A 25401-nucleotide genomic window follows, 5' to 3' on the forward strand; every position below is an offset into this window, starting at 1 on the left:
CAACATGCCGCAGCATCCTGGCTGGCAATTTATCTGCGGGACCGGGCAGGGCCTAGCCATGCCCCCGGCATGGGGGCATCACGAATCGAGAAGGGTTGCGCCAGGCCAGCCGCCATTGCGCACCAGGGCGCGCATCACGTCCAGCAGCACGACCCGCGCGGCCAATGCCGCGGGCGACAGTTCCTCGTCATTGATGCAATAGACCAGGTTGCGGCGGAACAGGAAGGGGTCGTCGATCGGATGCATGCTCAGCAGCCCCGATTCCACCCGGGCCACGGCCGCGCCGGGCTGGATGGTGGCCAGCGCATTGGCCTGCACTAGATCCATCAGCGTGGTCAGCCCGTCGACCTCGACGCCGATCCAAGGTTCGACGCCGGCCCGTTCAAAGGCGGCCTCGACCCAGGCGCGCAGGCCGTGGGCCTTGCTGGTCACGGCCTGCGGCAGGCTGCCCAGCTGCGCCACGGAGATGGGCTCGCCGTCGGGCAGCGCGACCATGCCGCGCCGCGCCAGCAGGAACAGCCGCTCGTCCAGCACCGGGATGGCGCTGCGGCCCTGGCTGCTGTCGTTCTGGAACAGCACGGCCAGGTCGAGCCGGCGTCCCATGAGCAGTTCACCGAGGTTGCCGGACAGGCCCTCGACGAGGTGCAGGCGCACGTTCGGATAGCGCTCGGCCATGGCTGCGTAGAAGGGCCTGGCCAGCACGGATGCCGTGGTGGGCGCGAAGCCGACGCTGACCATGCCGGAGAGCCGCGCCTCGCGCGCCGCCGCCATCGCGTTTTCCGCGTGCCGCAAGGTCAGCTGCGCCTGCCGCAGGAATGCCGTGCCCGCCGGCGTGGGCACCACGCCGGTAGGCGTGCGCACCAGCAGCCGCGTGGCCAGTTCGCTTTCCAGGCGGCTGATCTGCTGGCTGAGCGCCGAAGCGACCACCTCCAGCTCGCGCGCGGCGCGGCCGATGCTTCCCAGTTCGGCGACGCGGACGAAATAGCGGAGTTGGCGGAGTTCCATGGCGCATGACGGGAGGGAGGTAAGGGATAGTAGTCGCAGCGGCGCGCGCATGCGGCCTTGCCGCCTCCGGGAAAACAGGGCTGGCGGTTCAAAGAAATGTCAGGTATCTGACTTTATTCTGAATGACAAACGAAAATTGTTTACACTCTCATCCTCAAAATTCGAGTATGAGCGGGCCGCCGTGGGGGCGGGTGCCGTTCCTGTTACGGGAGAGTATCGATGCGCAAGTTGCTGTTGGGAGCGGTGTTGGCCGCTGCGGTGTTCGGGGGGACGGCCCAGGCCGCGGCTGAGCCCAAGGCCGTGGTCGCCACGTATTCGGATCTGGCGCTGGCCGGCTACGAAGACTCGCTCGCCTCCGCCAAGACCCTGCGCACCGCCATCGACGCCCTGATCGCGAAGCCCAGCGCCGAAACGCTGAAGGCCGCGCGCGAAGCCTGGCTGGCGGCCCGCGTGCCTTATCAGCAGACCGAGGCGTACCGCTTTGGCAACCCCATCGTCGACGATTGGGAAGGCCGCGTGAACGCCTGGCCGCTGGATGAGGGCCTGATCGACTACGTGGACGCTTCCTACGGCACCGAGAACGACGAGAACGCCTACTACGCAGTCAACGTCATCGCCAATTCCAAGATCTCGGTGGGCGGCAAGACCGTCGACGTCAGCAAGATCACGCCCCAGCTGCTGTCCGAAGTGCTGCACGAAGCCGACGGCAACGAGGCCAACGTGGCCACGGGCTACCACGCCATCGAATTCCTGCTGTGGGGCCAGGACCTGAACGGCACCGGCCCCGCGCCGGCTGGCCGCAAGGGCACGCCGCAGGAACGCCACGCGGGCGACCGTCCGCACACCGACTTCGATCCCAAGCAGTGCACGGGCGGCCATTGCGAGCGCCGCATCCAGTTCCTGAAGGCCGTGACCGATCTGCTGGTGACGGACCTGGAAGAGATGGTCGGCAACTGGAAGAAGGACGGCGCGGCGCGCAAGGCGGTCGAGGAAGATCCGAAGGCTGGCCTGATCGCCATGCTGACCGGGCTGGGCAGCCTGTCCTACGGCGAGCTGGCTGGCGAACGCATGAAGCTGGGCCTGATGCTGCATGATCCCGAGGAAGAGCACGATTGCTTCTCGGACAACACGCACAACTCGCACTACTACGACCAGATCGGCATCCGCAACGTCTACCTGGGCAGCTACACCCGCATCGACGGCAAGACCGTCCAGGGCGCGAGCTTGTCGGAACTGGTGAAGGCGCGCGATCCCAAGCTGGACGCCGAAGTGCGCGCCAAGCTGGACGCCACCGTGGCCGCCATGCAGGCGATGAAGACGCGCGCCGAAACGATCGAAACCTACGACCAGATGATTTCGGACGGCAACAAGGAAGGCAATGCCGTGGTGCAGGCCGCCATCGACCGCCTGGTCGACCAGACCCGCAGCCTGGAGCGCGTGATCGCCCTGCTGGACCTGGGCAAGGTTGCCATCGAAGGTTCCGACAGCCTGGACAAACCTGACGCCGTGTTCAAGTGAAACTCGTTTTAGCCGCCGTACTGGCGGCGTCGGCCCATGCCGGCGCCGCCGCCGCTCCAACCGGGCGTGACGACCTCACGCCCGAAGACCTGAAGCGCGTGACCGCCATCACGGCGCCCACGCGCGACTTCTCGAAGGTCGAGACCTTCGAGACCATGCAGGCTGGGGCCGCCACCACCAACAAGCTCATCAACGCCGACATCTTTTCGCAGCCGTCGGCCAACATGAGCTTCGAGGGGCGCCAGGAATTCCAGGTCGGCAACGGCCTGTTCCGCAAGGACTGGGTCTCGGCGCCGGCTTCCACGCAGGCCTCGGACGGCCTGGGACCGCTGTTCAATGCGCGTTCCTGCCAGGCCTGTCATACCAAGGACGGACGCGGCACGGTGCCGGGTTTCGATCCTCTGGAGCGCACCGACGCGGTGGCGCTGCTGCTGCGCCTGGCCGTCCCGCAAGGGCCGGACCGCGGACATCCCCGGCTGGCCGCGGGCGAGATCGCGGCCCTGCCCGAACCCATCTATGGTGTGCAGCTGCAGAATTTCGCGGTGGCGGGCCTGCCCGCCGAAGGCCGCATGGAGATCGAGTACCAGCCGGTCGCGGTCGCGCTCAACGGCGGGGAAACCGTCACGCTGATGAAGCCCGCCTACCGCATCGAGAACCTGGGCTACGGCCCGATGCGCGCGGACACCCAGATCTCGCCGCGGCTGGCGCCGCCCATGATAGGCCTGGGGCTGCTGGAATCCATCCACGAAGCCGACATCCTGGCCAACGTGGGCGCGGACAAGCGCGACGGCATCGTCGGCAAGGCCAACTGGGTCACCGACGTGCGCACCGGCGCGCGCGTGCTGGGCCGCTTCAACCTGAAGGCCGGGCAACCCACGGTCGAGCAGCAGAGCGCCGCCGCGTTCTCCAACGACATGGGGCTCTCCACGCCCCTGTTCCCCAAGCATTCCGGCGACTGCACGCCGTCGCAGAAGCAGTGCCTGGACATGCCGCATGGTGCGCAGCCGCGCTTCGGCCCCGAGGAAGTTCCGGCCAAGCTGATGGACTTCGTCACCATCTATTCCACCAACCTCGCCGTGCCGCAGCGGCGCGACGCCGACGATGCGCGGGTGCTGGCCGGCAAGAAGCTGTTCTACGAAGCCAATTGCGTCGCCTGCCACGTGCCCAAGTACGTCACCAGCCGCAATGCCAAGCAGCCCGAGCACCGCTTCCAGTTGATCTGGCCGTATACCGACATGCTGGTGCACGACATGGGCGACGATCTTGCCGATGGCGTGTCCGATGGCGAGGCCAACGGCCGCGAATGGCGCACGCCGCCGCTGTGGGGCATAGGCCTGACCAAGACCGTGAACCCCAACGCCACCTGGCTGCATGACGGGCGTGCGCGCACCTTGCTGGAGGCTGTGCTGTGGCATGGCGGCGAAGGCAAGCCCGCGCGCGACCGCGTGGTGGCGATGACGCCGGAAGAACGCGCCGATCTCATCCGTTTCCTGGAGTCGCTGTAATGGCCGGATTTGCCCGACTAGTGTTTAAGCGCGCCGCGGCGGCAGTGCTGGCCGTGGCCGCGCCCTCGGCCGCGCTCGCGGCGCCGCCCGCCGACCTGGGCGAGCGCCTGGCGCGCGATTACGCCCGTCCCGCCGTGGCCAAGATGGTGGACGCGGCGTCGGCGCTGGACGGCGCGCTGGGCCACTGGTGCGCCCAGCCGCGCGCCGCGGACGCGGCGCGCGTCAAAGAGGCTTTCGAGAACCTGGCCCTGGCCTGGTCCGGCATCGAGTTTCTGCGCTTCGGTCCGCTGGTGCAGGCCAACCGCTACGAGCGCCTGGCCTTCTGGCCCGATACGCGCGGCGTGATGCCCAAGCAGGTGCAGACGCTGATCGCCGCTCAGGACGGCGCCTTGCTCGTGCCCGGCGCCCTGGCGGGACGTAGCGTGGCCGTGCAGGGCCTGCCCGCGTTGGAATACGTGCTGTACGGCGAGCCGGCCTTGCTGCGGCAGGATGGCGGGCAGGTCGACGCCTACGCCTGCGATTACGCCCGGGCGGTGGCCGCCAACGTCAGGCAGATCACGGGCGATGTAGCCCAGGCGTGGAGCGCCGACGGCGATTTCGGCCGCCAGTTTGCGCAGCCCAAGGCCGGCAACGACCTGTACCGCGATCAGCAGGAAGTCGCGGCCGAGGCCATGAAGTCCCTCTCCACCGGGCTGCAGTTCGCGCGCGACGTGAAGATCCTGCCCGTGCTGGGCGATACGCCCGAAGCGGCGCGGCCCAAACGCGCCGCATTCTGGCGCAGCCAGCTGTCCACGCGCCTGCTGGCGGCCAATCTGGACGGGCTGCAGGCCTTCTACCAGGCGGGCGCCTATGCGCTGCCCAAGGGCGACGCCTGGATGGCCGAGTCCGTGCGCGGTGAACTGGCGAGCGCGGCGCGCGCGCTGCTGGACGTGCCGCAGCCGCTGGAGCAGGCGCTGGCGCAGGAAGACGGGCGCCGGCAGCTGACCCTGGCGGCGTTGACCCTCAAGAACGCCAAGGCCATCGTCGACGAGAACCTGGCGCCGGCTTTGGGCGTCACGATCGGATTCAATGCGCTCGATGGAGATTGACCGGCGCCGCTTCCTGTCGCTTGCGGCCGCGATGGGCCTGGCGCCCGCGGCTGCGCTGGCGGCGGCTCCCAAGGACGGCGAAGTCCTGTTCCTGAGCGCGCGCAAGCGCGGCGGGCGCGACGAAACCGCGCTGCTGGACGCGGCCGGGCACGACCGGCTGGTGGTGCCCATGCCCGCGCGCGGACACAGCTTCGCCATCGATGCGGCGGGCGAACGCGCGGTCGTCTTCGGCCGCCAGCCGGGCTTCTTCGCGCTCGCGTTTTCGCTGCGCGGCGGCGAGCCCCAGGCCTTGCCCATGCACGAAGAGCGGCACTTCTTTGGCCATGGCGCCTATGTGGACGGCGGGCGGCTGCTGGCCGCCACCGAGAACGATTTCGAAGCGGGGCGGGGCGTGCTCGGGCTGTACGACGCCTCGCCCGGTGGCGCGTACCGCCGCATCGGCGAATTCGACAGCGGCGGCATCGGCCCGCACGAGGTCGTGCTGATGCCCGACGGCAAAACGCTGTGCGTCGCCAACGGCGGCATCCTGACGCATCCCGACTACGGCAAGCTGGAACTCAACCTGGACACGATGCGGCCCTCGCTGGCCTACATCGACGCGGCCAGCGGTGAGCTGCTGGAAAGCGTGGAGCTGGAGCCCGCCTTGCACCGCCTGTCCATCCGCCACCTGGCGCTGGCCGCCGACGGCTGCGTCTGGTTCGGTTGCCAGTACATGGGGCCGGCCGCCGACCGGCCGGCGCTGGTGGGGCGGCACAGGCGCGGCGCGCCATTGGAGCTGTTCGAAGGACCGGCGCAGGCGCTGCGCCAGATGCGCAACTACGTCGGCTCGGTGGCGGTGGATGCTGCCGGCGCCGTGGTCGCGACGTCCAGTCCGGTGGGCGGGCAGGTGATCTACTGGGACGCGGCCAGCGGCCGTTGCCTGGGCACGACCGAACTGGCCGACGGCTGCGGCGTGGCGCCGGCGGCTGACCAGGGCTTCTTGCTGAGCAGTGGCCTGGGAGCGATGCTGCGCACCGACGCTGCGGGCAAGGAACAGCCCGTGCTCGCGCCGTCGCGCGAGATGTCCTGGGACAATCATTTCCGCAAGGTTCCGGCGCGGGCCTGATCCCGTTTGCTTACAAAGCTTGACACAACGGGGCCGCGATGCGGCCCTTATCGCAAGCGCCATCTGATAAAGTTTTCCGCTGCTTTTTTCAGGCCGCAAGGCGCCCGTTGCCGGACCGCCGCGCGGCCTCAACTTTTCCGCAGGAGTATCCATGGAAGAAGCCTTGAAAGAATTTAATGCCTGGGCTCCCAAGCTGGTGGACCTGGGCCTCAATCTGGCGGTAGCGCTGCTGATCCTCATCATCGGCTGGTGGGTGTCGTCGCTGCTGGGCAGCTGGGTCCGCCGCGCCGCGACGCGCTCCAAGAAGATCGATCCCACCATCGTGCCCATGTTCTACAGCACGGTGGTCTGGACGGTGCGCATCTTCACCGTGATTGCGGTGCTGGCGCGCTTCGGGGTGCAGACGGCCAGCCTGATCGCAGTGCTGGGCGCCGCCGGCCTGGCCGTGGGCCTGGCCTTGCAAGGCACGCTGCAGAACATCGCCGCCGGCATCATGCTGCTGATCCTGCGCCCGATACGCGCGGGCGAATACGTGGCGCTGAGCACCGGCGTGGACGGCACGGTGGAAGAGGTCGGCCTGTTCCTGACGCGCCTGGTCCAGGTCGACGGCATCCATCTGACCTTGCCCAACAGCACGGTGTGGAACGCCACCATCACCAACTACAGCCGCAACAAGACGCGCCGCCTGGATATCCCGGTGCCGGTGCGTTATGGCGACGATCTGGAAGTGGTGGTGGCCAAGCTGCGCGCCATCGTCGATGCGCGCCCGGAAACGCTGAGGGATCCCGAGCCGCTGGTAAAAGTGGTCGACTACAAGGAGAACGGCGTGGTCGTGAACGTGCGGGTTTGGACCGAGTCGGCCAAGTACTGGGACCTGCGCTGGGGCCTGTACCAGGACATCCGCAAGTCGCTGGAAGACGCGGGCTTCCAGCCGCCGATCCCCATGCGCGAGATCCAGAATGCCAAGCCGGGAGCGGCGGCCTGAAGCAGGCCAGCCTGCGCTGGAATGACAACGGGCGCCCTTTGGGCGCCCGTTTTTCTGCTGGCGGCAGCAGACCTCAGGCCTGCATCGACAGGCGCGCCAGCTCGCTCTTGATCCAGCCGGCGATTTCACGCTGGCGCTGCGCAGGCATGCGGTCGATGATGGCCGTGACGCTGACCGCCAGGATCGGCGCGCCCTGTGCATCCAACAGCGCGCAGCCCACGCCGAGCGCGCCGCGCACCGCGTGGTTGCCCACCACGGAATAGCCGCGGGCGCGGGTGTTTTCGATCAGGCGGTACATTTCCTGCGGCGTCATGCCGCCGTACTCGTCCAGCCGGCCCGAGTTGCGTTCGACGATGCTGCGCGCAACGTCGTCGGGCAGGGCGGCCAGCAACGCCATGCCGCCCGATCCCACGCCCAGAGGCTGGCGCTTGCCGGCGTAGGTGGCCAGAATCTGCACCGGATAGCTGCCGATCTCGCGATGCAGGCTGATGGAGTCGTCTTCTTCGCGCACTACCAGGAATACCGCGTCGCCGGTGCGGTCGGCCAGGCGCCGCAGTACCGGCAGCAGTTGGCGCACGCGCGGATCGCGCGAGCGCGTGTCCGGGTCCACCGCCAGCTGGGCGCGGTACTTCTTGGTGCCGGTCACGGCCAGCACCAGCCCGGCGTCGAGCAGGGCGGCCAGCAGTCGATAGATGGTGGGACGCTGTATGCCCGTCAGGCGGGCGATATCGGTCACGCTCAGGCCATCGGGGCCCTGGTCTCGCAGGGCGGCCAGGACGGCCAATCCGCGCCGCAATGTGCGTGGACCCGCGGCCGCGGCGTCGCTATCTTGCATGAAAATCTCTGAAAACTCGGGTTATTACGGAATATTCAAGGGAAAACCACTGTCCGTACTGTGGACTCTACCTTGATGCAGTGCATGTGTATAGCTCAGAATGCTGCATCGAACAATTCAAATCGTCCATTCAATGGACAGTACCTGCACGGAGACTCTATGACTACAGGTCAAAAGCCTGGACTGCGGCGCATCGCCGCCACCCTTCTGGCTACCGCCGCAAGCGCATTCGCAATGGGTTCGGCCCATGCCGCCTATCCCGACAAGCCCGTCCGTATCGTGGTCGGTTTTTCCGCCGGCGGCACCACTGACGTGATCGCCCGCATCATGGCCAAGGAGCTGACCGAAAGCCTCGGCCAGTCCTTCGTGGTCGAGAACAAGCCCGGCGCCGGCAGCAACATCGCCACCGACCAGGTAAAGCGCGCAGAACCCGACGGCTACACGCTGCTGTTCGTGGCCGTGACCAGCGCGATCAACCAGACGCTGTACAAGAACGTCAATTTCGACCTGACCAAGGATTTCACGCCGGTGGCGCTGGGCGCCAAGGTGCCGAATATCCTGGTCGTGAACCCGGCCGTGCCCGTGAAGACGGTGCAGGAACTGGTCGAGTACGCCAAGAAGAATCCCGGCAAGCTGGCGTTCGCTTCGTCCGGCAGCGGCACCTCCATCCACATGGCGGGCGAACTCTTCAAGATGCAGACCGGCATCGACGTGCTGCACGTGCCCTACAAGGGCAGCGCCCCGGCCGTGACCGACCTGATCGGCGGCCAGGTGCAGTTCATGTTCGACAACATGCCTTCGGCTTGGCCGCATGTGCAGTCGGGCAAGCTGCGGGCCCTGGCTGTGACCACCACGGAACGCTCCAAGAGCGCGCCTGACGTGCCGACCATGAAGGAATCCGGTTTCGCCAACTTCGACGTGTCCTCGTGGTTCGGCCTGATCGCGCCCGCCGGCACGCCGCCGGACGTCGTGAACAAGCTCAACGCGGCCATGGTCAAGGCGCTGGACAAGCCCGAAGTGCAGCTCAGCTTCGAGAAGCTGGGCGCCGTGGGCGTGAAGACGACGCCGGCCGAATTCGGCCAGTTCATCAAGTCGGAAGTGGAAGGCTGGGCCCCGGTGGTCAAGGCCTCGGGCGCCAAGGTGGACTGATTTTGGATTTCCGGGCGGCGAGCCGCCCGGCAAACCTTGCTGGGGGACAGGCGCAAGCCTGCGCCCCTATTTTTTTGCGTCGCCGTTGCGGCGCGCCGTGGCCAGCATGGCGGTGCAGACCCCGCGCATCATGTCCACCTCGTCGCGGCTCAGCGCGAGGCGGGAGTACAGGTGCCGCATGCGCGGCATCAGCTTCTTGGGATGGGCCGGATCCAGGAACTGCACGCCGACCAGCGCTTCTTCCCAGTGCGCCAGGAAGGCCTGCACCGCCTCGCTGGAAGCCGGCGCGGCGCCTCGCGGCGCCTCTTGCGCGGTGGAGGCCGGCAACAGCGCCGCGCCCTGGTCCACCAGCAGCGCGTAGCGCAGCTCCCAGGCGGCCAATTGCAGGGCCTGGGCCACGTTCAGCGAGCTGTACTCGGGGTTGGCCGGAATGTGGCAGATGCGCTGGCACAACGCGATCTGGGCGTTGGTGAGCCCGGCGCGTTCGGTGCCCAGCACCACGGCCGCGACGCCCTCGGCCGTCTCGCCCAGATGGCCGCGGGCGAGTTCGGCCGCCTGGCGGATGTCGCAGGGCGGGGGGCCCAGGTCGCGCACCCGCGCGGTCAGCGCGAACGCCATGGTGACCGGGGCCAGCGCTTCTTCCAGGGACCCGTAGATGCGGGCATTTTCCAGCACGTCCAGCGCGCCGCTGGCGAGCGCCACCGCCTCCGGCTGGCTTGTTACATCTGGAAATTTAGGCTCGACCAGGACCAGTTCGGAGAAGCCCATCGTCTTGATGGCGCGGGCCGCCGAACCCACGTTTCCGGGGTGGCTGGGGTTCACCATAACGAAGCGAACACGTGAAAATGCTTGAGTCATTTAAAATGGCACGTTTGGCTTAGTGCCTTCCTGGTTTTTTGGGTCGATTTCCCCCTGTCGGGGAACGGCGGACCGGGGGGCGGCAAGCGGCCTATCATCAAGCCAACTCATCGCATTCGTACGGAATTTTATGCACCCGATGCTCAACATCGCCATCAAGGCGGCCCGGCGTGCCGGCACCATTATCAACCGTGCCAGCATGGATTTGGAACGACTCAGCGTGGCTCGCAAGGGGCCGCGGGATTATGTCACGGAAGTCGATCGCGCCGCCGAGGAGTCCATCGTCGAGACGCTGCGCGCGGCTTACCCGGACCACGCCGTCCTGGGCGAGGAATTCGGCCTGCAGGGTCCCGACCAGGCTGAATTCCAGTGGATCATCGATCCCTTGGACGGTACCACCAACTTCATCCACGGCCTGCCCAACTACGCCGTGTCGATCGCGCTGACGCAGCGCGGCCAGGTCACGCAGGCGGTCATCTATGACCCGACCCGCAATGAACTGTTCACGGCCAGCCGTGGCAGCGGCACCTTCCTGAACGACCGCCGCGTGCGCGTGTCGGGCCGCACCCGCTACCACGAGGCCCTGCTGGGCGCGCACTGGCCCAACTCGGGCGATCCGGAACAAGGCTCCGCGCGCTTCCGTCAGATGGCCGAAGGCAGCACCGGCGTGCGCCGCCTCGGCTCCACCGTGCTGGACCTGGCCTACGTGGCCTGCGGCCGCCTGGACGGCTTCTGCGGCGTGGGCCTGAAGGCCTGGGACCTGGCCGCGGGCAGCCTGATGGTGCTGGAAGCCGGCGGCCTGGTCGCCGACTTCGACGGCGAACAAGGCTGGATGGACAGCGGCAATGTGCTGGCCGCCAGCCCCAAGATCTTCACGCAGATGCTCTCTTCGCTGAATCCGCCTTCGGCGGCTTGAGGCAGGGCCTGCCATAGCGGCTCCCAAGGCCTGGATTCAAGCCAGGCCGCGGGAGCGCCGCAACGTTTTACGCTGCCCGTGACTCGAGGCAGTTGGCCGGGGCAAGCATCCGCTTCGTGGGCGGCAAGGCTGCCGCCCGCGCTACAGCCAGACTGACTCCGGCGTGTCGATCAGTCCCGCCAATTTGGTCAAGACAAATCGCATGCGCTCGCGCGTGGACGCCATCAGCGTGATGCGGACATGTTGCCGGCCTTCGTCATCCCGATTGACGGCGAAGGAATCTCCTCCAGCGATCAACAGCCGGTGACTGCGCGCCAGGGCCGAAAAGTGTTCGCCGCTGGACCACCGCGGCGGCAGTTTCAGCCAGATATGAAACGCCGTCGGCTGAGACAAGAACTCGTGCTGGCCGAGTATCTCGCGCGCCATGGCTTGTCGGTGGCGTGCTTCCTCTTTTTGCTTGCCGGCCATGATTGCCGCAGTGCCATTGCCAATGAGCGTGGTGGCAATCTGCGCGGCCAATGGCGAGACCATCCAGATGCTGGTCCGCACATTGCTTGTCATCCGCGGCAGCCATTCCGGCGGGCAGTGCATGTAGCCCAGCCGGATGGTCGATGCGACGGATTTCGACAGGCTGGTCAGATATACCGTGCGTTCCGGCGCGAATGTGGCCAAGGGTGGAACGGAGGAGGGGGCCAGGAAGCCATACAGATCGTCATCGAGCAAAGCGATGTCGAAGTCCCGGGCAATCTGCGCAATTTCCTTGCGCCGCCCGACGGACATGATCGCCGTGGTCGGGTTCTGACAGGTGGCGATGCAGATCACCAAGGCAGGACGTTCCCGCTGGCATAGCTCGCGCAAGTGGTCAGGGCGCATTCCTTCGGCATCCATGTGCACGCCGGCTATGCGCCTGCCCAGGCTCTGGATGACCGAGGCCACGCCGGGATAGCAAAGCGATTCGCATAGGACCAGGTCGCCGGGGTTGCTGAGAGCATTCACCGCGACCCACAAACCGTGCTGGGCGCCTGCGGTGAGGACGACCTGCTCCGCGTTGGCGGGGACGCCTCCCAACTCCATCCAGGTTGCGCCCGCCTGGCGATGCAGCAGGTGGCCGCCGTCAGGCGTGTAGTCCAGCATGTCCGTCAGGATTTGCGAACGCGCCAGTTCGCCCAGAGTGGCGCGCACATAGGGTTCCTGTATTTCCAGATTCGGTTTGACGATGGACAGATCGATGACGTCGCTCGTCGCGACAGGAACCGGGACGTCCGCCGCGGCCGGCTCGGCTGGAACCGGCGCGCCCAGCACGAACGTTCCCCGCCCGACCTCACCTTCGACCAGGCCGCGCCTTTGCGCGAGCTCATAGGCGCGATTGACCGTGCCAGGAGTCACTCCGACCGTGGCGGCAAGCTCCTTCAAAGTGGGCAAGCGCGTCCCGGGCAACAGGCGTTCCGCGCGGATATCGCTTTCGAGCGCGTCGGCGATCCGTGCATAGATCGCGCCTTCATATTTATCAAGGTCGGGTGACCACATAGGGCGCGTATCTCCTTGCACCGATGCAATGTTGGCTAACGGCCAGTTTAGTTGATCTTCTTCCGTGCATTGCTCCGGGCCAGCGCTTCCGGGGGCCATCGGCTTGGACTTCGGTCGATGCCATACCTATCATATTGAATCGGTGTAATTGATTCATTTTAAGTCAAAATACATTGACGTAATTTATTTGAATAGTTAGATTGATTGCGAAGTTGATCGATTCAATATGTCTAATGCAGCTAAGGAGATGCCATGTTCGATGCTCGACAGGGGGCGCTGGAGAAAGAGGATCCTGCGATGCGGGATGTGATCAGGCGGGAGTGCTGCCGCCAGGAAGAGCACATCGAACCGATAGCGTCGGCAAATCACACCTTGCCCCGAGGTATCCAATGATGCGAACCCTCCGTCAATGGCGCCAGGATGCATCGCTGTCCGCACTGGTGGCGGGCTTCCTGGCAGTACTGATTTCCTATGCCGGGCCTCTGGTGGTGGTGTTTCAGGCAGCCAGCCAGGCACATCTTTCGACGGCGCAGACATCCTCCTGGATCTGGGCGATTTCGATAGGCAGCGGCGTCTCCGGCTTAATCTTGAGCTGGCGCCTGCGTGTGCCGATCATCACCGCGTGGTCTACACCCGGCGCGGCCCTGTTGGTCGGCATGTTGCCCGGGATTCCCTGGTCCGAAGCGGTCGGAGCATATCTGCTGAGTGCATTGCTCGTTACGCTGATCGGCGTGTCAGGCGTCTTCGACCGATTCATCGAGCGAATTCCCAAGGGTATTGCGGCAGCCATGCTGGCTGGCATCCTGCTGCATTTCGGCATGCAGGTATTCGCTTCGATCAAGGTCGATCCGCTGCTTGTGCTGGCAATGATCCTGACCTTTCTGATCGTCAAGCGCATCTGGCCGCGTTACGCGATTGCGGCGGTCATGGCAGTGGGCATCGCGATTGCGATGGCGTCAGGGAATACACACTTGTCGCAATTGCGGTTCACACCCGTAGTGCCCGAGTTCGTGGCGCCCGCATGGTCGTGGCATGCGTTGTTGAGCCTGGGCCTGCCGCTGGCCCTGGTCACGCTCACAGGGCAGTATGTTCCGGGCATGGCGGTGTTGCGCGCTTCTGGCTATCGAGTGCCGGCGAGCGGGATCATCAGCGTGACAGGATTCACTTCGCTGCTGTTGGCGCCTTTCGGTTCGCACGGGGTCAATCTGGCGGCGATTACGGCGGCGATCTGCACCGGCAAGGAAGCGCATGAGGATGCCGGGCGCCGCTACATCGCCGGCATCGCATGCGGCCTGCTCTATATCGGCATTGGAATTTTTGGCGGAACGTTGGCGCTGCTGTTCCAGGCTCTGCCCGCGGAACTCATCGCGGCGCTGGCGGGCCTGGCGTTGCTGGGCGCCATCGCTACCGGTCTGGTAGGCCTGGCCCAGGACGAAAAGCACCGCGACGCGAGCGTGATCACTTTCCTGGCGACGGCATCCGGAATGAGCTTTCTCGGGCTGGGATCCGCATTCTGGGGCTTGGTCATCGGCGGCGTTTCGTACCTCGTGCTGCACCGGCCGTGGCAAATACGTGGTTCGCGTCAGTCCGCGATGGATCAGGCCTGACCCTGTTGCGACACCAAGCGCCCATCCGCCAGCACAAACCACGCGCGCAGCCCCAGTTCCCGCACCACCGCCTGGGTCGCCTCCAGCGGCATGTGCGAGAAAGCCGTGGACAGCGCGTCGGCCATGGTGGCGGACGGCGCCATGACGGACACGCTCAGGTACCGCGGCCGTGCGAGCCCGGTGCGCGGATCGAACAGATGCGTGTACCGGCCCGCGGGGTCTAGGGCGGTGCCATAGCCGCCGGAAGTCGCCAGGGCCTGGTTCGTCATGCTGGCGCTGGCGAGCAGGCGCGTCGGGTCTTGCGGGTCGGCGATGCCGACCTTCCAGGGCTGGGGCGCGCTCCGGCTGTCCAGCCCTTGTATTTCACCCATGTCCACCAGTGCGCGTTCCAGGCCGCCGCGCTTGAGCAGGTCGGTGATGCGGTCGGTGATGTAGCCCTGGGCGATGCCGTTGAGCGTGATGCCCATGCCGGGGCGCAGCAGTTCGATGCGGCTGCCGTCCAGCTTCACGTCTACATGGGACACGCGCGACAGCGCTTGCGCGATGGCCTGCGGCGGCGGACCGTCAGCGGCAGCGCCGGCCTGCGAGAAGTGCTCGGCATACAGCTGCCACAAGGGCTGCACGGTGGGATCGAACATGCCCGAGGTCAGCTCGCTGTAGCGGCGGCTTTCGCTCAGGAGCCGCAGCAGGTCGGCCGGCGGATGGTCCAGGAAGCCCTGGCGATTCAAGATCGAGAGGGCGCTGTCGTCGCGATACAGGCTGAAGATGGCTTCCAGCCGCCGCAGTTCCTGCAAGGACTGGGCGATCAGGCGCTGGGCCGCGCCGGTGTCGGGGTGGTAGATGCGCAGCTCGGCGTCGGCCCCCAGCGCCGTGCCTTGCCAGGTGGTGGGCGCGATCGAGGCGGCGGCGCGGCGCGCGGCGGCGGGAGCGAGCGCGAGCGCGCTGGCAGCGGCGGCGATGCCGATGAAACGGCGGCGGGTAGGGTTCATGGCGATAGGCCTGTAGAGGCGCGGACTATTGGGCGAAGACATAGCTTTCCGGCACATCGGCGAAGGTGACGACGCGGCCGCCGTGGGTGTCGGCGAAAGCCTGCGCATGGTCGCGGCGGGAGAAGGGGATCGCGTCTTCGGCGCCCATGCCGCCGATGTAGCGGCCTTCGATGACGTAGTACGCCTGCCGCGCGTCGGTCCAGGCGGACGGGTCCGGCGCGCCGCCGGCGATGGCGGTAGATATGTCGTTGACGTAGATGGCGCTGACGCCCTTGGGCTCTTCGGGCAGCAGGGTGTAGGCAAAGACCTGCTTGATCGAGGAGAACCAAACCGGCGCCGCCTGTCCCTTGAGGAATATCTGTCCCTTGGGGCCGTTGTGCTCGTTGAGCGCCATGCCGCAGTAATGGCCGACAGACTCCGCCGTCACGGCCTGGGGCGGGGGCGCGGATTCGGGCGCGGCGCCGCTGCCGCAGCCCGCGGCCAGCAGCAAGGTGGAGGCGGCCAGGAGGAGTCGCAGGCGTTTCATAGTGGCTTGTTCCTGAAAGCCGCGGTCGCCAGCAGGAACGGCACGGCGATCCACAGCAGCAGCGCCGCGATCAGCGCGGCGATGGGCAGGCTGGCCTGGTCGCTCACGCCCGCCATGCCTGCATACAGCGAAATGTTCTCGAAGCCCGTCAGGTTGAGCAGGCGATAGACGTCGGACGGGTTGAGCAGCAGCAACGCATTGAGCAGGCCGGGGCTGACGTGGCGGCCCTGGTCGGCCGCCAGCACGCCCAGCAGCGCCATGTCGTAGATCACCACGAAGAACAGCCAGACGCCGACGGCGATGCCGGCCGCGGTGGCGCGCTCGCGCACCAGCGAGCTGATCAGGTAGCCCATGGCGAGAAAACTGGCGCCCAGCAGCACGCTGGCGCCGATCAAGAGGGCGAATGGCTGCCAGGCGCTGATGTCCAGGCCGCCATAGGCCCATTGCAGCGCCAGCCCCGCGGAACCATAGCCCGCGCCCGTGGCCAGCGCCAGGATGGCCAGGTGGCCGATGAACTTGCCGATCAGCACCTGCCCGCGCGAAACCGGATAGCTGAGCAGCAGCGCCATGGTGCCCCGGTCGACTTCGCCGACCACGGCGTCATAGGCCAGCAGCATGGCGATGAGCGGCACCAGGAAAATGGACAGACTGGACAGGCTGACCACCGTGACGGTCAGCGGTTCGGCCTTGACCGTGCCCGTGGGCGAGCTGCCCAAAAGGCCCAGCGCCAACGCCAGCGCGGCCAGCAGCAGGGCGGTCGCCAGCACCCAGCGGTTGCGCAGACCGTCGCGGATTTCCTTGCCGATGATGGTGCATACCGCGTTCATACGTCTTCCCGTTCAAGCAGATGTGCGTAGATGTCGTCCAGGCCCGGGACCTGGATGTCGAGGTCGGCGATGGCCGAGGACAGCGTGCCGATGCTGCGGATCGCTTCGACTTTGCCGCTCTCGGGGCAGGCCAGTTCAAAGCGTCCGGCGTCGATGCGGCGCCAGTCGCCGCCGGGGGGCGGCGCGCCGGCGTCGGCCAAGGTCAGGCGGATGCGGATGGGCAGGCCGGTGGAGCGCCGCAGCGCCGACATTGCGCCGTCGGCGATCTTTTTCCCGGCCTTCATCACGACGATGCGGTCCGCGTGGCCAGCCAGTTCGGACAGGGCGTGCGTGCTCAGCAGTATCGTGGCGCCGGCCGCGCGCAGTTCATGGACGATGTCGTAGAACATCAGGCGCGAGGCAGGGTCCAGGCCGGTGGTGGGTTCGTCGAACAGCAGCACGCGGGGCTGGCCCAGCAGCGCCTGGGCCAGCGCCAGGCGCTGCCGCATGCCCTTGGAGTAGCCGCCCACGCGGCGGCGCGCGGCGCCGGCGATGCCGACCTTCTCCAGCAGCGCGGCGTTGCCCGACAGCGGCTGGCGCTTGAGCCTGGCGTAGAACGCCAGGGTTTCCTCGCCGGTCATCGACGGATGCAGCGCCACGGTTTCGGGCAGATAGCCGATCCGGCCGCGCAGGCGTGCCGCGGCCGGGCTATGGGCATCCTGGCCGAAGATCGTGACGCGGCCGCGGGTGGGGCGTATCAGACCGAGGATGAGCTTGATCATCGTGCTCTTGCCGGCGCCGTTGTGTCCGGCGAGCGCGACGCATTCGCCCTCGCGCAGTTGCAGGTCCAGGCCGTCGATGGCCTGGTGCGCGCCATAGTGCTTGCTGGCGCCGGTCAGCGCCACCAGGTCGGTGCTCATGGTGATTCCTTGGTGCTTGCGGTGGGCGGAGGCTGCATGAGCGGGGCGCTGTCGATCACGCCGCCAGGCAGGATGGCGGGAAACTGCGACTGCGCCCAGCGCACGATGGAAATCGACGGACTGTTCAGCAGGATGCGGGCCGCCGGCGCGCGCCACAGCAGCTGGTCGACCACGTCGTTGGGCCGGTACGCGGTGTCGGCGATGCCGTCGCCGTCCAGGTCGAAAGCGGTGTTGTCGCTCCAGTAGTTGCCGCGGCCGTCGACCGACCAGTCCAGCGTCCGGGTGCCCACGTACTTGACCTGGTTGCGGTTGTTGACGAAGGCGTTGCCGGAGATCTGGTTGCCTTCCGACCCGGCGGTGAAATGCACGCCGATGTCGCAGTTGGAAAAATGGTTGTCCAGGAAGGTGTTGCGGTTGGCGTTGTAGATGAACACGCATTTCCCGGCGCGGTCCACCGTGTTGTTGGCAATGGTGGAATGGTTGGCGTAGTTCAGCATCAGGCCCTGCTCATGGCTGTCGAGCGCGACGTTGTCGCGCACCACCAGCCGGTGCGAATACATGATGGCGTAGGCGATGTCGGTGCCGGTCGAAACGTTGCCGCTGATCTCGCTGTCGTTGGTGTACATGTAGTGCACCGCGTAGCGCAGGTCGTGGAAGCGGTTGCCGCTGAACGTGTTGAGCTTGCTGGTGTTGACGAAGATGCCGTCGCGGCCGGCGGATATGTCGTTGTCCAGCACGCGCGTGCCAGGGGTGTTCCAGAGCGTCACGCCGTTGCCTCTTTCGGCGACGCGCAGCTCCTTGTTGCCCACGATGCGGTTGCCGCGGACGGTCGCGTCCGCGGGCCCCCAGACGTGCACGCCCACAAGGTTGTCCAGAATGTCGTTGCGCTCCACCAGCGCGCGGTGCGCCTCGCGGTCCAGGAAAATGCCTGCATCCATGTCGGACAGGCTCAAGCCGGAGCGCGTGACGGTCAGATTGCGCAGGGAGACGTCGGCCGCCTGGATCCAGAGGGTGCGTCCCTGGCGCGTGCCGGCGATGACGGCGGAGCGGTCCGGCGGGCCTTCCAGCGTCAGCGGTTTGTCGATGACGATGCCGCCGGCATAGGAGCCCGGCGCCAGCTTCAGGACGTCGCCAGCCTGGGCGGCGGCGATCGCCGCCGCCAGGTCCGCGCCGGGAGCGAGCTCCAGGGTCGCCGCGGCCGCCGCGCCCGGCAGCGCCAACCCGGCAGCCGCCAGCAGCATGGCGCTGGCAGCTTTGCCTGCGCGCATCGTCAGGATTGCGGCGAGCTTCATAAGCGCTACGCGGTCTTCTTGGGATGAACGACCATCTGGCCGGACATCTCCATGTGCAGCGCGTGGCAGAACCACTGGCAGTAGTACCAGTACACGCCCGGCCGGTCCGCCGTGAAAGTGACCGAGGACGTGGCTTGAGGCCCGACTTCCATGGCGATGCCGTGGCCTTCCAGCGTGAAGCCGTGCGTCAGGTCCTCGATCACCTCCATGTTCGTGACCACCACGGTGACCTCGTCGCCCTGGTTGACCTCGAACTTCTTGAGGCTGAACATGGGCGCGACCGCCATCATATAAACGCGCACCTTGTTGCCGTCGCGCACGACCTTGGCCGCATCGTCCAGCGAAACGCCGTCCTTCTTGGCCATCTGCCGGGCATCCTCCCACATCGGGTCGTCGCGCTTCCAGACGCTGACGGGATGGATCTTGGAACGGTGCACCAGGCACATATCGTGCGGCTCGGCGAAGCTGGGGCCGTCATGCACCAGCTTCATTTCGTCGCCGGAGATGTCGATCAACTGGTCGTTCTCGGGCTTGAGCGGGCCGACGTTGAGGAAGCGGTCCTTGGAGAACTTGTTCAGCGACACCAACCATTTGCCGTCGGCCTCGCGGGTTTCGCCCATTGTCGAATGGTTGTGGCCGGGCTGGTAGTGCACGTCCAGCTTCTGGATGATCGGGTCGACCTTCTCGCCCTTGTAGGCGCGCTTGGCCTTATCGATGTTCCACTTGACCATCTGGCTGTCGATGAACAGCGTGGTGTAGGCATTGCCGCGGCCGTCGAAGGCCGTGTGCAGCGGTCCCAGGCCCAGCTGGGGTTCGGCCACCACGCAGTCGCGCGGCTTGATCTTGTCGTCGAACAGATCGTCCAGCGTACGCACGTCCAGCACCGTGACGGTGGGCGACAGCTTGCCGTTGAGCACCAGGTGGATGCCGTCGGGCGCGGCATTGCAGCCGTGCGGCGAGTTCGGCACCGGAATGTAGCGGGTGTACTTGGACCCGTGGCGCCCGTCGATCACCGGCACGCCGCCCATCATCTTGAAGTCGCCGTTCTTGACGGCTTCCTCGATGCGCTTGATGTTGAACACCACGACCCAGTCCTGCTCGTTGGCCGAGGCTTCCTCCACCGTGACGCCTTTCTCCGAGTTGTAGCAGGTGGAGAACGAGTACTTGCCCTGGTAGTCGGCGTCGCCGTTGTCCAGGTTGCCGTCGACCAGCACCTGCCAGGCGACCTTCATGGTGTCGCCGTCCAGGGCGGTGTAGATGGCGAAGAAGTTCTTCTTGGGATCATCCGTCACCTTGCCGTCGTTGGGCAGCGGGATGATGTGTTCGCCGTTGGCGAAGACATAGCCGGTACGCGGATAGCGCTGCGGCCGCAGGCCGTGCACGCCGGAGACGTTGGGCAGTTCGGTGATTTTGTCTGTCTTCATCACATCCAGGCGGATGCGGGCGACGCGGTTGTTGGCCTTGTCGTTGATGAACAGGTAGCGGCCGTCGTAGGTGCGGTCGGTGAACGAGAGGTGCGGGTGGTGGGCGTCGCCATTGATGAAGACGCCGCCCTTGTCCTTCAGGTATTCGCGGGTTTCGGGCGTGAGGCCTTCGGTCAGGATCTTGCGGCTTTCATTGGTGCGGCCCCAGCCGGTGGCGCTGCAATGGTTGAAGACGGGAATGCGCACCAGTTCGCGCATGGAGGGCAGCCCCAGCACGCGCACTTCGCCGGATTGGCCGCTGGAGTTGAAGGCATAGTATTCGTCCAGTTCGCCGGGCGCGACGTGGCCCAGCACGCCGTTGGCGCCGCCCTTGGCGTCCTTGCCGTGGGCGGTGGAGATCTGCGCGCCTGCCACCAGGCCTGCGGCGCCCGTGATGGCTGCGGTGCCGAGGAAGCTGCGGCGGGTGAGGCCGGCCTTGTCGGGATTCTTGTCGGACATGGATAACTCCTTGGTAGGGTCGGCGCCGGGCGCCGCTGTGCGGAAAGTGGGATCAGGCGCCGGGTTCGCTATTCGGATTCGGCGCGCGGTGCATGACGATGACCTGCTCGGCGGGTTCGGCCTCCGGTGCGCGGCGGCGCTCCCGCTTGGCCTTCTTCTGGATCAGGTGCGGACATTTCTGCTCGTGGTGGTAGAGCATCTGGCAGTGCAGGCACTGGATGCACTCGTTCGGATTGATCTCGCCGGTGGGATCGATCGCCTGCACCGGGCATTCGAGGTTGCAGCGCTGACAGGGGTTGCCGCAGTCGCGGTAGCGGCGCAGCCAGTTGAAGATGCGCAGGCGAGCGGGGATGGCCAGTGCGGCTCCCAGCGGGCAGAGGTAGCGGCAGAAGAAGCGCTCCACGAACAGGCCGGCGGCCAGCAGCGCCACAGCGAACGCGACGAAGGGCCAGTAGCGCATGAAGCGCAGGATGATCGCGGTCTTGAAGGGTTCGACCTCGGACAGTTGCTCGGCCAGCGCCAGGTCGTACAGGGAAAAGCCGAACAGCAGCAGGAAGATCACGTACTTCAGCGTCGACAGGCGCTGGTTCACGCCATGGCTGATCTTGAGCTGGCGCACCCCCAGGCGGCGGGCGACGCGGTTGCTGAGTTCCTGCAGGGCGCCGAAGGGACACAGCCAGCCGCAGAAGGCGCCGCGGTTCCAGAACACCATGGAGATGGCCGTGGCGCACCACAGGATGAACACCAGCGGGTCCATCAGGAAGTATTCCCAGCGGAAGTCGCTGCGCATCGCCGAGAAGAAGGTCAGCACGTTCACGATGGACAATTGGGCCTGGCCGTACCAGCCGATCCAGAACAGCGCGAACGCCAGGAAGGCCAGACGCAGACGGTCGTGCAGCAGGGGGCGGCTGGTCAGCTGGTCCTGGAAGAAGAAAATGCCCACCAACACCACCAGGGCCACGGTCAGGACCGCGACTTGTCCGGCCTTGCCGCGCCATATCTGTTTCCAGAGCGCCGGCGCGGGCTCTTCCGCCGGAGCGGCCTGCGCCGCGGCGGCTTCGGCGGACGGGGGCGACGTTGCCGCGGGCGTCTGCGCGCCAGCCACCGGGCGGGTGTAGGCCGCCGGCAGTTCATAGCTCAGGTCAAAGGTCACGAAGGCCTTGTCGCTGACGCTGAGCACGCGCTGCACCATGAGCTGCAGGCGCCAGGGCGCGACCGGATCCAGCGCGGCGTCCTCGGGCACGACGAACAGCGCCACTTCGCGGAATGCCGGCGCGCCCTGCGCGGCCACGTCGGCCAGGCGCTGGTGGTTGCGGTCGCGGAAGCGGAAGCTGCTTTCGTCCTGGATGATCTCGATGCGGTCGAAAATGCCGCCGCGCACATAGCCCGAACCCTTGAACGAGTAGGCGCCGTTGCCGGCCACCAGCACGGCCTGCTGGCCGGGCTTGAGCCTTTCCTTCAGGCGCTGCCATTCCGTGTCGCCCAGCAGGCTGCGGCCGATCGCGGGCACGCTGACGAGCGCGGCGTACAGGTCGATGAAGCCGTCGGCGTCCGAGCTGCCCTCCGCGCTGGCCGCCGCGTCGTTTCTGCCGGATTCGCGGAACGTCCGGTTCACGTCTTCAGACGTCAGCCGCAAGTTGCGCACCGCGCCGGCATCCAGCAAGGCCTGCCAGGGCTGGACGGCGTCGCGCGTTTCGTCCACGACGCGGGCGGCGGCGGGCGCGGCCTGCCGGGCCTGTCCGGCGCTCTTGTCGATGCCATGGGCGCGGGCCACGGCAATGGCCGAGCGCGTGATGCTGTCGCCGATCACCATCAGCGTGACGGTCGCGCCGCTGATGATGTCCACGGGCGGCGGGGCGCCATGGCGGGGAGGGGAGTCCACGAAGTTCAGCCCGACATAGCCGCTGATGAAGTGGTCGACCTTGGACTGCGGAATGCCGATGAGCACGATGGGCTCGTGGTGCTCCACGAGGCGCGCGCCGACGACGCGGCCATCGTTCGCCAGGCCGACCAGCACGTCGATGGGCTTGCTGGAGTAGCCGCGGGTGTTGACGACGTCGGAAGTCAGATAGACCACGCCCAATTGGCGCGCGCCCGCATAGACCTTGGCAACCATGGGCTTGCCGGCGGGCGGGTCGGCGCGGTCCGCGCCAGGGAAGATCTGTCCTATCGGGACACTGCCCAGGAAGTCCGGCAAGCGCTGGGCCTGCGCGGTGCTGGCCGTCTGCGCACAGAACAGCAGCAAGGCAATAACAACCGCATGTATGAACCAGGTGTACCGATTGAACCCACGCCCCGCCGCTGTGCTGCCTTGCATCTTCGGACTCTGCTGTTTGTGCTTGTTTGCAGGCATCCTAAGAACACGCGGCATCCGTCGCATTGCGGTTTGTCAATCGCCGTGCGCGCGGAGCCCGCGCAGCGGCAATACCCTCATGCGGCGTAGGGGATATCCCCGTTTTGGAGGGGTTGAACGAGGCGCTATTGATGTCCGTCAATGGTGCGCTTTGGAGGCCACCTTAGACTTGTGCGTGGCGGCAGCGACGCTAGGCATGTGCCTCGCGCGTGTCGGAAAGGCCGCCAACGTTTACGGAGAATCTCCATGCTGGCAAAAGCCACCCTAGCCCTCGTTCTGTCCGCAGTCAGCCTGCCGGTGTTGGCCGCTCAGTGCGAAGCAACCATAGAAAGCAACGACGCCATGCAGTACAACCTGAAGGAAATGGTCGTCGACAAAAGCTGCAAGCAATTCACCGTGCATCTCAAGCATGTCGGCAAAATGCCCAAGGTCGCCATGGGCCACAACTGGGTGCTGACCAAGGAGGCCGACAAGACCGCCGTGGCCACCGACGGCATGAACGCCGGCCTGCCGCAGGAGTACGTCAAGGCGGGCGACACCCGCGTCATCGCGCATACCAAGGTCATCGGCGGCGGCGAGTCGGATTCAGTTACGTTTGACGTCTCCAAGCTGACCCCCGGCGAGGCCTATGCCTACTTCTGCTCCTTCCCCGGCCACTGGGCCATGATGAAGGGCACGCTCAAGCTCGGCAGCTGATCGGCTCTCCAAGGTGCGTAAACCGGCTTGAAGCCGGTTTTTTTTTGGGGGCTTTCCGGAGTGGGGCCAGGCCTCGAATGCCCTGGTTCGCTAGGCCTAAACCGCGTGCGCCTCAGGCATAAGGACGGGGCTCGTCACCGGCGTGTCACGGATTTTCCATGTACGATTACCGGTCGTGTAACTTTTGGAGCTCCTGATGGAGTGGCTGCTGGACCCCACTGCGTGGGTCGGCTTGCTTACCCTGGTCGTTCTTGAGATCGTCCTGGGGATCGATAACCTGATTTTCATCGCCATCCTGGCGGACAAGCTGCCCCCGGCGCAACGCGATCGCGCGCGCATCATGGGCCTGAGCCTGGCGCTCATCATGCGTCTTGGCCTCTTGTCGGTCATGTCATGGCTGGTCACGCTGACCGCCCCCCTGTTTTCCATCGGCCCGCTGTCGTTCTCGGGCCGCGACCTGATCCTGATGATCGGCGGCCTGTTCCTGCTGTTCAAAGGCACCATGGAACTGCACGAGCGCCTGGAGGGCTCTCAGCATGCCGGCTCGTCCGGGCCGCGCGTGTACGCCAGCTTCTGGGTGATCGTGACGCAGATCGTGGTGCTGGACGCGGTGTTCTCGCTGGACTCGGTCATCACCGCGGTCGGCATGGTGGACCATCTGGCCATCATGATGATCGCCGTCATCATCGCCATCGGCATCATGCTGCTGGCGTCCAAGCCGTTGACGCGTTTCGTCAACGCCCACCCCACGGTGGTGGTGCTGTGCCTGGGCTTCCTGCTCATGATCGGTTTCTCGCTGCTGGCCGAGGCCTTCGGCTTCAAGGTGCCCAAGGGCTATCTGTATGCCGCCATCGGCTTCTCGGTCGCGATCGAGGCCTTGAACCAGGTGGCGCGCCGCAACCTGCTCAAGCTGGACGCGCGCCGCCCGATGCGCGAGCGCACGGCTTCCGCCGTGCTGCGCATGCTGGGCAAGCGGCCACCCGCCGACGAACCTGATCTGCCCCGCGCGGACGGTCCCGCCATCCCCGCGTTCGGGGTCGAGGAACGCAACATGGTCAGCGGCGTGCTGACGCTGGCCGAGCGCTCGATCCGCTCGATCATGACGCCGCGCACGGATGTGTCCTGGATCAACATCGATGACGATCCGGAAACCATCCGCCGCCAGCTGACCGAGGCGCCGCACAGTTTCTTCCCGGTTTGCCGCGGTTCGCTGGACGAGGTGCTGGGCATCGCGCGCGCCAAGGATCTGGTGGCCGACCTGATCACCGAGGGCCGGGTGCGCCGCAACCGCCTGCGCGACCCCATCATCGTGCACGAGTCCATCGGCATCCTGCGCCTGATGGACACGCTCAAGCGTTCGCGCGGCCAGCTGGTGCTGGTGGCCGACGAGTTCGGCGCCATCGAGGGCCTGGTGACGCCGATCGACGTCTTCGAGGCGATCGCCGGCGAATTCCCCGATGAGGACGAACTGCCCGACATCGTCGCCGACGGCGAGAACACCTGGAAAATCGACGGCGCAGCCGACCTGCACCATGTCGAGCAAGTGCTGGAAACCGAAGGCCTGGTCGATGATGCCCAGGATTTTTCAACCCTGGCGGGGTACCTCCTGTCGCGCTTCGGGCACCTGCCCAAGCCGGGCGACGTCTGCGAATACGAAATCCACCACGAGCATTTCCGCTTTGAAGTCCTGGAAATGGACGGACGCCGCATTGCGCTGGTGCGCGTCGAGAAGCGACCGCAGGAAATGCTTGCGGACGACGAATCCCTAGCCAACGATTAACTGAAACCGACCTCACACC

21 protein-coding genes are annotated in these 25401 nt (G+C 66.3%); 10 read left to right on the forward strand and 11 right to left on the reverse strand.

The window, feature by feature from the left end:
* Positions 1 to 78: 78 nt before the first annotated feature.
* Positions 79 to 1005: a LysR family transcriptional regulator gene (locus FOC84_RS22995; RefSeq protein WP_173146477.1), complete on the reverse strand. Its 927-nt coding sequence runs from the start codon at positions 1003 to 1005 to the stop codon at positions 79 to 81.
* Positions 1006 to 1224: 219 nt separating this feature from the next.
* Here FOC84_RS22995 and FOC84_RS23000 point away from each other — a divergent pair, with 219 nt between their 5' ends.
* The 5 genes from FOC84_RS23000 to FOC84_RS23020 all read left to right on the forward strand — a co-directional run bounded on the left by FOC84_RS23000 (position 1225) and on the right by FOC84_RS23020 (position 7206).
* Positions 1225 to 2523: an imelysin family protein gene (locus FOC84_RS23000; RefSeq protein WP_173146478.1), complete on the forward strand. Its 1299-nt coding sequence runs from the start codon at positions 1225 to 1227 to the stop codon at positions 2521 to 2523.
* Positions 2520 to 4028 carry a di-heme oxidoreductase family protein gene (locus tag FOC84_RS23005; RefSeq protein WP_173146479.1) on the forward strand — a complete coding sequence of 503 codons (1509 nt, stop codon included), beginning with the start codon at positions 2520 to 2522 and terminating at the stop codon, positions 4026 to 4028. The genes FOC84_RS23000 and FOC84_RS23005 overlap by 4 nt, the downstream gene beginning before the upstream one ends.
* Positions 4028 to 5116 (forward strand): imelysin family protein, encoded by a 1089-nt coding sequence (locus FOC84_RS23010; RefSeq protein WP_173146480.1) that lies wholly within the window; start codon positions 4028 to 4030, stop codon positions 5114 to 5116. The genes FOC84_RS23005 and FOC84_RS23010 overlap by 1 nt, the downstream gene beginning before the upstream one ends.
* Complete coding sequence (locus tag FOC84_RS23015; protein WP_173146481.1) at positions 5106 to 6221, forward strand: DUF1513 domain-containing protein; 1116 nt, start codon at positions 5106 to 5108, stop codon at positions 6219 to 6221. The genes FOC84_RS23010 and FOC84_RS23015 overlap by 11 nt, the downstream gene beginning before the upstream one ends.
* Before the next feature lie 151 nt (positions 6222 to 6372).
* The gene (locus FOC84_RS23020) at positions 6373 to 7206 is read left to right on the forward strand and encodes a mechanosensitive ion channel family protein (protein WP_173146482.1); all 834 of its coding nucleotides are present in this window, start codon (positions 6373 to 6375) and stop codon (positions 7204 to 7206) included.
* A gap of 73 nt (positions 7207 to 7279) precedes the next feature.
* Here FOC84_RS23020 and FOC84_RS23025 read toward each other — a convergent pair whose 3' ends face one another.
* Entirely contained in the window at positions 7280 to 8041 is a 762-nt protein-coding gene (locus tag FOC84_RS23025) for an IclR family transcriptional regulator (RefSeq protein WP_173146483.1), read from the reverse strand.
* Between the two features lie 159 nt (positions 8042 to 8200).
* On the opposite strand from FOC84_RS23025, the gene FOC84_RS23030 reads away from it, so the two are divergent.
* Entirely contained in the window at positions 8201 to 9190 is a 990-nt protein-coding gene (locus tag FOC84_RS23030; protein WP_173146484.1) for a Bug family tripartite tricarboxylate transporter substrate binding protein, read from the forward strand.
* Positions 9191 to 9256: 66 nt separating this feature from the next.
* Here FOC84_RS23030 and FOC84_RS23035 read toward each other — a convergent pair whose 3' ends face one another.
* Positions 9257 to 10048: an RNA methyltransferase gene (locus FOC84_RS23035; protein WP_173146485.1), complete on the reverse strand. Its 792-nt coding sequence runs from the start codon at positions 10046 to 10048 to the stop codon at positions 9257 to 9259.
* Between the two features lie 130 nt (positions 10049 to 10178).
* Between FOC84_RS23035 and FOC84_RS23040 the strand changes: the two genes are divergently transcribed.
* Positions 10179 to 10964, forward strand: a complete 786-nt coding sequence (locus FOC84_RS23040; RefSeq protein WP_054453195.1) for an inositol monophosphatase family protein — start codon at positions 10179 to 10181, stop codon at positions 10962 to 10964.
* 141 nt (positions 10965 to 11105) lie between these two features.
* On the opposite strand, the gene FOC84_RS23045 is transcribed toward FOC84_RS23040, so the two are convergent.
* Positions 11106 to 12491: a PLP-dependent aminotransferase family protein gene (locus FOC84_RS23045; protein ID WP_173146486.1), complete on the reverse strand. Its 1386-nt coding sequence runs from the start codon at positions 12489 to 12491 to the stop codon at positions 11106 to 11108.
* Positions 12492 to 12880: 389 nt separating this feature from the next.
* Between FOC84_RS23045 and FOC84_RS23050 the strand changes: the two genes are divergently transcribed.
* A complete protein-coding gene (locus tag FOC84_RS23050) occupies positions 12881 to 14098 on the forward strand; it encodes a benzoate/H(+) symporter BenE family transporter (protein WP_173146487.1) in 1218 nt (405 codons plus the stop codon).
* On the opposite strand, the gene FOC84_RS23055 is transcribed toward FOC84_RS23050, so the two are convergent.
* Genes FOC84_RS23055 through FOC84_RS23085 form a run of 7 tightly spaced genes read right to left on the reverse strand, consistent with a single transcriptional unit; the run spans position 14089 to position 22870 of the window.
* The gene (locus tag FOC84_RS23055; protein WP_173146488.1) at positions 14089 to 15087 is read right to left on the reverse strand and encodes an FAD:protein FMN transferase; all 999 of its coding nucleotides are present in this window, start codon (positions 15085 to 15087) and stop codon (positions 14089 to 14091) included. The two genes, FOC84_RS23050 and FOC84_RS23055, sit on opposite strands and share 10 nt — an antisense overlap.
* Before the next feature lie 25 nt (positions 15088 to 15112).
* The gene (locus FOC84_RS23060) at positions 15113 to 15613 is read right to left on the reverse strand and encodes a nitrous oxide reductase accessory protein NosL (RefSeq protein ID WP_173146489.1); all 501 of its coding nucleotides are present in this window, start codon (positions 15611 to 15613) and stop codon (positions 15113 to 15115) included.
* Positions 15610 to 16440 carry an ABC transporter permease gene (locus FOC84_RS23065; RefSeq protein WP_173146490.1) on the reverse strand — a complete coding sequence of 277 codons (831 nt, stop codon included), beginning with the start codon at positions 16438 to 16440 and terminating at the stop codon, positions 15610 to 15612. Before FOC84_RS23065 ends, FOC84_RS23060 begins: the two co-directional genes overlap by 4 nt.
* The gene (locus tag FOC84_RS23070; protein ID WP_173146491.1) at positions 16437 to 17339 is read right to left on the reverse strand and encodes an ABC transporter ATP-binding protein; all 903 of its coding nucleotides are present in this window, start codon (positions 17337 to 17339) and stop codon (positions 16437 to 16439) included. Before FOC84_RS23070 ends, FOC84_RS23065 begins: the two co-directional genes overlap by 4 nt.
* Complete coding sequence (locus FOC84_RS23075) at positions 17336 to 18631, reverse strand: nitrous oxide reductase family maturation protein NosD (protein WP_173146492.1); 1296 nt, start codon at positions 18629 to 18631, stop codon at positions 17336 to 17338. The genes FOC84_RS23070 and FOC84_RS23075 overlap by 4 nt, the downstream gene beginning before the upstream one ends.
* A 5-nt stretch (positions 18632 to 18636) precedes the next feature.
* The gene (gene nosZ / locus FOC84_RS23080) at positions 18637 to 20553 is read right to left on the reverse strand and encodes a TAT-dependent nitrous-oxide reductase (protein ID WP_173146493.1); all 1917 of its coding nucleotides are present in this window, start codon (positions 20551 to 20553) and stop codon (positions 18637 to 18639) included.
* A 52-nt stretch (positions 20554 to 20605) separates the two neighbouring features.
* Complete coding sequence (locus FOC84_RS23085; protein ID WP_254241755.1) at positions 20606 to 22870, reverse strand: NosR/NirI family protein; 2265 nt, start codon at positions 22868 to 22870, stop codon at positions 20606 to 20608.
* Positions 22871 to 23152: 282 nt separating this feature from the next.
* On the opposite strand from FOC84_RS23085, the gene azu reads away from it, so the two are divergent.
* Together azu and FOC84_RS23095 are read left to right on the forward strand one after the other, a co-directional pair.
* Entirely contained in the window at positions 23153 to 23602 is a 450-nt protein-coding gene (gene azu / locus FOC84_RS23090; protein ID WP_173146494.1) for an azurin, read from the forward strand.
* Positions 23603 to 23798: 196 nt separating this feature from the next.
* The gene (locus FOC84_RS23095) at positions 23799 to 25382 is read left to right on the forward strand and encodes a TerC family protein (RefSeq protein ID WP_173146495.1); all 1584 of its coding nucleotides are present in this window, start codon (positions 23799 to 23801) and stop codon (positions 25380 to 25382) included.
* Positions 25383 to 25401 lie beyond the last annotated feature (19 nt).

Origin of the sequence: Achromobacter pestifer (assembly GCF_013267355.1) — a bacterium.
Taxonomy (GTDB): domain Bacteria; phylum Pseudomonadota; class Gammaproteobacteria; order Burkholderiales; family Burkholderiaceae_B; genus Achromobacter; species Achromobacter pestifer_A.

Coding starts and splice junctions, on each gene's coding strand:
- FOC84_RS22995 (WP_173146477.1), bottom strand. CDS start 1,005: ATGGAACTCCGCCAACTCCGCTATTTCGTCCGCGTCGCCGAACTGGGA.
- FOC84_RS23000 (WP_173146478.1), top strand. CDS start 1,225: ATGCGCAAGTTGCTGTTGGGAGCGGTGTTGGCCGCTGCGGTGTTCGGG.
- FOC84_RS23010 (WP_173146480.1), top strand. CDS start 4,028: ATGGCCGGATTTGCCCGACTAGTGTTTAAGCGCGCCGCGGCGGCAGTG.
- FOC84_RS23015 (WP_173146481.1), top strand. CDS start 5,106: ATGGAGATTGACCGGCGCCGCTTCCTGTCGCTTGCGGCCGCGATGGGC.
- FOC84_RS23020 (WP_173146482.1), top strand. CDS start 6,373: ATGGAAGAAGCCTTGAAAGAATTTAATGCCTGGGCTCCCAAGCTGGTG.
- FOC84_RS23025 (WP_173146483.1), bottom strand. CDS start 8,041: ATGCAAGATAGCGACGCCGCGGCCGCGGGTCCACGCACATTGCGGCGC.
- FOC84_RS23030 (WP_173146484.1), top strand. CDS start 8,201: ATGACTACAGGTCAAAAGCCTGGACTGCGGCGCATCGCCGCCACCCTT.
- FOC84_RS23035 (WP_173146485.1), bottom strand. CDS start 10,048: ATGACTCAAGCATTTTCACGTGTTCGCTTCGTTATGGTGAACCCCAGC.
- FOC84_RS23040 (WP_054453195.1), top strand. CDS start 10,179: ATGCACCCGATGCTCAACATCGCCATCAAGGCGGCCCGGCGTGCCGGC.
- FOC84_RS23045 (WP_173146486.1), bottom strand. CDS start 12,491: ATGTGGTCACCCGACCTTGATAAATATGAAGGCGCGATCTATGCACGG.
- FOC84_RS23050 (WP_173146487.1), top strand. CDS start 12,881: ATGATGCGAACCCTCCGTCAATGGCGCCAGGATGCATCGCTGTCCGCA.
- FOC84_RS23055 (WP_173146488.1), bottom strand. CDS start 15,087: ATGAACCCTACCCGCCGCCGTTTCATCGGCATCGCCGCCGCTGCCAGC.
- FOC84_RS23060 (WP_173146489.1), bottom strand. CDS start 15,613: ATGAAACGCCTGCGACTCCTCCTGGCCGCCTCCACCTTGCTGCTGGCC.
- FOC84_RS23065 (WP_173146490.1), bottom strand. CDS start 16,440: ATGAACGCGGTATGCACCATCATCGGCAAGGAAATCCGCGACGGTCTG.
- FOC84_RS23070 (WP_173146491.1), bottom strand. CDS start 17,339: ATGAGCACCGACCTGGTGGCGCTGACCGGCGCCAGCAAGCACTATGGC.
- FOC84_RS23075 (WP_173146492.1), bottom strand. CDS start 18,631: ATGAAGCTCGCCGCAATCCTGACGATGCGCGCAGGCAAAGCTGCCAGC.
- nosZ (WP_173146493.1), bottom strand. CDS start 20,553: ATGTCCGACAAGAATCCCGACAAGGCCGGCCTCACCCGCCGCAGCTTC.
- FOC84_RS23085 (WP_254241755.1), bottom strand. CDS start 22,870: ATGCAAGGCAGCACAGCGGCGGGGCGTGGGTTCAATCGGTACACCTGG.
- azu (WP_173146494.1), top strand. CDS start 23,153: ATGCTGGCAAAAGCCACCCTAGCCCTCGTTCTGTCCGCAGTCAGCCTG.
- FOC84_RS23095 (WP_173146495.1), top strand. CDS start 23,799: ATGGAGTGGCTGCTGGACCCCACTGCGTGGGTCGGCTTGCTTACCCTG.